This window comes from Microcystis sp. M53603_WE2, assembly GCF_030065435.1.
On the sequence record NZ_JASJFF010000850.1, the window covers coordinates 1 to 6,014 of the forward strand.

Here is a 6,014-nt window from a genome sequence, read left to right on the forward strand (position 1 = left end):
CGGGTTAAGGTTCCCAAAAAAATAGCTGTAGATCCCTGTTTTAGGGACGATGTTCATAAAAAATATGCCAATGAAAACTCAATTTTTTATGAGATAACGAGTGATTCTTTTTTCTCCACTCTCGCTCCGCAACACGGTGCATTCGATCTGATATACTTAGATGGATTACATACTTTCGAGCAAACGTTTAGGGACTTTTGTAATTCTTTGCGATACTCTCATTCCCGCACCGTCTGGCTTATTGATGATACCTATCCGATCAGTTGGGCTGCCTCTATATCTAATTACCGGCTCTTTTGCCGATTAAGAAAATGGATTAAGATTAAGGATTCAAGCTGGATGGGGGATGTCTATAAGGTCATTTTCGCCATCCATGATTTTTTCCCTCAATTCAGTTATGCGACTTTTCCTGGTCACGGACAAACCGTACTCTGGTTGGAAACCCGAAAGGATTTTACCCCGACTTGGGATTCTTTGGAGAAAATTAGTCGTCTTAGCTATTGGGATTTTGAGAAGTTTAAAGACACTCATCTACTTATCCGTGATCCCGAGACTATTCTTGATCAAATCAAGAATAGCCTTTCTTAACCGCTGCTCCCAAATCCGCTTTTACATAGTATGATTAACTGCTCACTCCCCCACTTCCCATCACCCCACAGTTCCTGACTGATAACTGATAACTGAAACTGCTTAAACCCAAGAATGGAGAGCGCGTAATTGGGGCGTTTTTTTAGCTTGGTGGGTCTGCATTCTCTGTAAAACATCATCGAGAATTGTCACCGCTTCGCGGATATATTCCCCCTTATTCAGCATGACACATTCGGCCCTTTCGGCCATAGCGGCATCGGTAATCTCGGCCCGGGAGGGAATACTTTTCTTGACCAGATTTTCTAGGACTTGGGTAGCCCAAATTACTGGAATATGGGCTGCTTCGCATAACCAGAGAATTTCCTCTTGAATTTCTGCTAGTCTTTGATAGCCAATTTCTACGGCCAAATCACCCCGAGCAATCATCACCCCAAAAGGTTGTTTACCGGCGGCATGGATGATTAATTCCGGTAGATTTTTCACGGCTAAAGGTGTTTCTATTTTGGCCACAATTGCTTTTTGTCGCCAAGCATCCCCCAAACGACTTTGTAACTCTAGCTGTAGTGTCTCGATATCGCTGGCTTTTTGCACAAAAGAGTAACCGATAATATCGGCATTTTGGGCAATAAAATCTAAATCTTGCCGGTCTTTTGCGGTCAAAGGATCGATATTTAAGACGGTATCGGGGAAATTTAGGCCTTTATCTGCTTTGAGTTTTTCCCCTTTCTCCCTAGCGTGGGTAATTTTTAGTAAGAGACCTTCTGGCATTATGGCAATAACTTCAGCCCCAATATGACCATCATCAATCCAAACTTTCGCCCCGACGGGAATTTGGGGAATAATTTCCGGTTGGGAACAATTAGCCTGAAAATACTGAGGATGGGCAGTATGGGGCGGTTGGGTGGTTAAGAGGAGAAAATCCCCTTGATATAGTCTGGTTTGGGACTGGGGGGCTAAAATCTGTTCTAAACGGATTTTTGGGCCAGCTAAGTCCATATAAACCTTACAGGTATGTCCATTGACTAAATTTTCGGGATTTTTGACCGCCTCGCGCAGATTTTCGATCATTCCCTGCCACTCTTTGGGTCCATCATGGGCGCAATTAATGCGAATACAGTCCATCCCGCAACGCAGTAATTGAGCGATAAAATCGGGGTCGGTTGCCGCCTCCGTCGGCATTGTCACCATAATTCGCACCCGACGCCGGGGGGAAGGCAGACCGAAAACTTCGGCGCTATGGGAGGCTAAAAGTTGATCTCCTTGGAAAAATGCCTCTAAAGGGGGATGTTTGGGTAATAATGAGGCTTCTTGATGACAAACCGCCCCTAAAGTGGCAATTACCGCATCGAGAGTCGGTAAAACTTTCGATTCAATCCGGCCTAGGGAAGATAATCCCCAGGGCATTAAAGCTAATTGTAAATCCCGGATATCTTCTTGTCTCAGGGCGAGATAATAGGCTAAATTACGGGTGCTAGGTTGAAAATTCTCCTTTTCAATGAGGTTTTTCCACTGCTGCAATTTCTCCTCTCCTTCCACTGTCACAAAATGCCGTAACCTTTGCAGATGATGGAGGAGAGTTTGGGGGTAGGATAATTGTTCTCGTTTGAGTTGTTCTGAGAGAGTTAAAGACATAAAATTGAGTAAAAAGTAAAAATCGTCAATTAAGTAGGGAGGCACAATTATTTGTAGGATGGGTTAGCGGTAGCGTAACCCATGCGGGCGTTGGGTTTCATGCTTCAACCCAACCTACGTTCATCTTATATTTAATTCCACCCACCTACTTACTAAGGCAATACTTGCCTAGAAAATGCTCACTTTCGCCGCTTATATTGCTTTTGGCTGGTTATGGGGTCAGTTCTCAGGTATAATCTCTCTGTTTCTATACTAAGCAAATATCCCGTCTCTAGAAGTTAATTTTTGCTACGATTTATGTCGGTTATCTTAACGGTGAGGTGGAAAGTTTTAGGTTTCGTTTTCTGTGGTCGGTGGTGGATACTAGAAAGGCTAGGTTGATTGGTGAAAAATTATCGATAAGCTTCCTTGTCTTATGCCTTTGATAAAATTAAAAATAATGGCGGACATTGGTTGAATCAATTATCTTTTTTGAGCTATATTAAAGGTGACTAAAGTAATTAGTAACTACAGTATTAAGTTTTATGAAGGGAGGGAATGCTCCAGAATCGCGACTATAATGATTAAACAGATCATTCCTGTGTCGGCGAGAGCGAGAAAATATGTCTGCCACTGAATACGAAGCAATTATCGGTTTAGAAACCCACTGTCAACTGAACACCAGAAGCAAGATATTTTGTTCCTGTCCCACCAACTTCGATAGTCCCCCCAATACTAACGTCTGTCCCGTCTGTTTGGGTTATCCTGGGGTATTACCCGTCCTTAACCAAGAAGTCCTGGCCAGTGCCGTTAAACTGGGATTAGCTATCGACGGTAAAATCACACCTCATAGCAAATTCGATCGCAAACAGTATTTTTATCCCGACCTGCCGAAAAATTATCAAATTTCCCAGTATGATCTCCCTATTGTCGAACAGGGTCAACTAGAAATCGAGATCGTCGATAAAAAAACTAAGGAAGTTAGCCGCAAAATTATCGGCATTACCCGTCTGCACATGGAAGAAGACGCGGGAAAACTGGTTCATGCTGGCAGCGAACGTCTCTCCGGTTCCACCCATTCCCTCGTGGATTTTAATCGTACAGGTGTACCATTATTGGAAATCGTCTCGGAACCGGATTTACGCACTGGGGCCGAAGCGGCGGAATATGCCCAAGAATTAAGGCGTTTAGTGCGTTATCTCGGCATCAGTGACGGTAATATGCAGGAAGGTTCCCTGCGCTGCGATGTCAATATTTCCGTTCGCAAAAAAGGCACTAAAAAGTTCGGGACTAAGGTAGAAATTAAAAATATGAACTCCTTTAGTGCTATCCAAAAAGCCATAGAATACGAGATCGATCGACAAATTGAAGCGATCGAAAATGGCGAACCAATCGTACAGGAAACCCGTCTTTGGGAAGAAGCTACTCAACGGACGATTAGTATGCGGAAAAAAGAAGGTTCTAGCGATTATCGCTATTTTCCCGAACCGGATTTACCCCCCCTAGAAGTCTCCCCCGAACAGTTAAAAGCTTGGGCGGAAGAATTACCAGAATTACCCGCTCGTAAACGTCGTCGTTATGAGGAAGAATTTGGTCTTTCCCCCTACGATGCCAGGGTTTTAACCGATGATCGCACCGTGGCTGAATATTTTGAAACTGCGGTAATTGCGGGGGCAAATGCGAAATTAGTCGCTAACTGGATCAGTCAAGATATCGCCGCTTATTTGAATAATAATAAGCTGACGATCACAGAAATTGCCCTGCAAGCACCAGACTTAGCGGAATTAGTTAAACTGATTGAAACGGGAACAATTAGTGGCAAAATTGCTAAGGAAATTTTACCAGAACTTCTCAGCCAAGGCGGTTCACCAAAAGCGCTGGTGGAAAAGAAAGGATTAATACAAATTTCTGACAATTCTGCGATCGAAAAACTGATCGAGGAAATTATCGCCTCCCATCCAAGCGAGTTAGAAAAATTCCGGGCGGGTAAAACCAATCTTAAGGGATTTTTTGTCGGTCAAGTCATGAAAAAAAGCGGCGGTAAAGCCGATCCTAAATTAACTAGCCAAATCTTAGATCAAAAACTTTCTGGTTAGTTATATTAAGTGATCAGTAATCAGTAAACAGTAATCAGTGGGGAGCTTTTTTTCAGTGATCAGTAAACAGTGATCAGTAAACAGTAAACAGTGAACTTAAAACTCAAATCTGATAACTGGTAACTGATAACTGATAACTGATAACTGGTAACTGATAACTGATAAGTAGCTGGTTATAATTAAATTGAAGATAGATTTTAGGTTCGATCCCCCCTGCCCCCCTTGATAAGGGGGGTGCCGGTAGGCGGGGGGATCCCCCCTTAATAAGAGGGGCATCTGATAACTTTTAACGCCTACTTACTTAACTGATAACTGATAACTGATAACTGAAAATGACCTCGCAATTAAAGCCTAATAGCCCAAAAATCCTCGCTGTTGTCAACGGTAAAGGTGGTGTGGGTAAAACCACCACTGCGGTCAATTTAGCGGCAATTTGGGGGCAGAATCAGCGTGTTTTGCTGGTGGATGCGGATCCGCAGGGTTCCTCCACTTGGTGGGTAGAAAGAAATCAAGCGGGTATGGTATTTGATTTAGCCAAGCAAATTAATACCGAGAAATTAGGAGAATTGCGTCAAATTATCGAGTACGATCTGATCGTGATTGACACACCACCAGCTTTGCGCTCCGAATTACTGACGGCAGTAATAGCAGAATCAGATTATTTAATTTTACCGACTCCTCCCGCACCGATGGATTTAATGGCTTTAATTGACACGGTACGCACGGCAGTTAAACCCCTAGGAATTGCCTATCGGGTTTTGTTAACAAAAGTGGATTCCCGTAGTCTTAAGGAAACTTTGGAAGCACAAAATACTTTATTAGAATTAGGTATTCCTGCCTGTCATGCTTTTGTCAGAAATTATAAGGCCCACGAAAAAGCCGTTTTAGACGGGGTAGCTATTACCAATTGGCGCGGTAAAAATGCCCAAGAAGCCAGTGCCGATTATCGTCGTGTGGCCGAAGAATTAGAACGGGATTGGTAGATTTATCGACAGGTTTTCTAAGCACAATATTTTTGCAGTAAAGAAATGACTAAATCTAGACCATCGGGCTGAACTTGAACAGTATAGGCTTCGGCTTCAATTTGTCTGCTAAAACCCTGATAATTCATAAAAAATCTTCTGGTCATTGCTGGTGGTTCTATGGCTAAATTAAGAGCTTTAACTGTTTTGCCTCCATGACAAAGTTGAGCGGCATGGACAGCTTCATGAATTAATGTTGGTCGGGCAATACCTAAGTCAAAAACTAGGGGATGAATCCAAATAATTCTAGTTTTACTATCAAATAAACCGTAGGCTCCTCGCACTGGTGGCGGGGCAATTTTGACGATGAAATTGTGTTTTTCTAGAGCTTTTTGCAGCTGGAGAAAATCAGGGTTTGCCGCCGATAAATTTTCTCCTGCAGCTAATTGCATCCCTAGAAAAACAGCAGCGATTGTGTAATAAATGCCCATCAGGTGATAGTTCCTATTAAAAAAATAAGTAGTCGTGCAAAATTAATTTCCTAGTCGAGACAGGAGACAGGAGACGGGATACAGCTATTAGGGATCGGATTTGAGTTTTCAGTTCTCTGTTTGCTCACATCAGCAGAAGTCTGACGGAGTAGTGGCTTAGATGTGTAATTAGGGTTTGCTGAATAATGGTAAAACCCTTTTAAAATAAAGCTTTTGACCTGTTAAAGTCCGATGTTAGTGCAAGAAAATAGGATTGGGACGTTCAA

5 protein-coding genes are annotated in these 6,014 nt (G+C 42.8%); 3 read left to right on the plus strand and 2 right to left on the minus strand.

The features are described 5' to 3' along the window. On the plus strand, positions 1-588 hold a 588-nt coding region (locus PX481_RS18000), incomplete at its 5' end, for a class I SAM-dependent methyltransferase (protein WP_288095312.1). 102 nt (positions 589-690) lie between these two features. Here the strand turns inward: PX481_RS18000 and PX481_RS18005 are convergent. Beyond that, complete coding sequence (locus PX481_RS18005; RefSeq protein ID WP_287969837.1) at positions 691-2,220, minus strand: pyruvate kinase; 1,530 nt, start codon at positions 2,218-2,220, stop codon at positions 691-693. Positions 2,221-2,822: 602 nt separating this feature from the next. Between PX481_RS18005 and gatB the strand changes: the two genes are divergently transcribed. Then, complete coding sequence (gene gatB / locus PX481_RS18010; RefSeq protein ID WP_002763085.1) at positions 2,823-4,295, plus strand: Asp-tRNA(Asn)/Glu-tRNA(Gln) amidotransferase subunit GatB; 1,473 nt, start codon at positions 2,823-2,825, stop codon at positions 4,293-4,295. A 332-nt stretch (positions 4,296-4,627) separates the two neighbouring features. Continuing rightward, positions 4,628-5,278 (plus strand): ParA family protein, encoded by a 651-nt coding sequence (locus tag PX481_RS18015; protein ID WP_002745320.1) that lies wholly within the window; start codon positions 4,628-4,630, stop codon positions 5,276-5,278. 17 nt (positions 5,279-5,295) lie between these two features. Here PX481_RS18015 and PX481_RS18020 read toward each other — a convergent pair whose 3' ends face one another. Further along, entirely contained in the window at positions 5,296-5,748 is a 453-nt protein-coding gene (locus PX481_RS18020; RefSeq protein WP_002763084.1) for a DUF8637 domain-containing protein, read from the minus strand. Between the last annotated feature and the right edge of the window lie 266 nt (positions 5,749-6,014).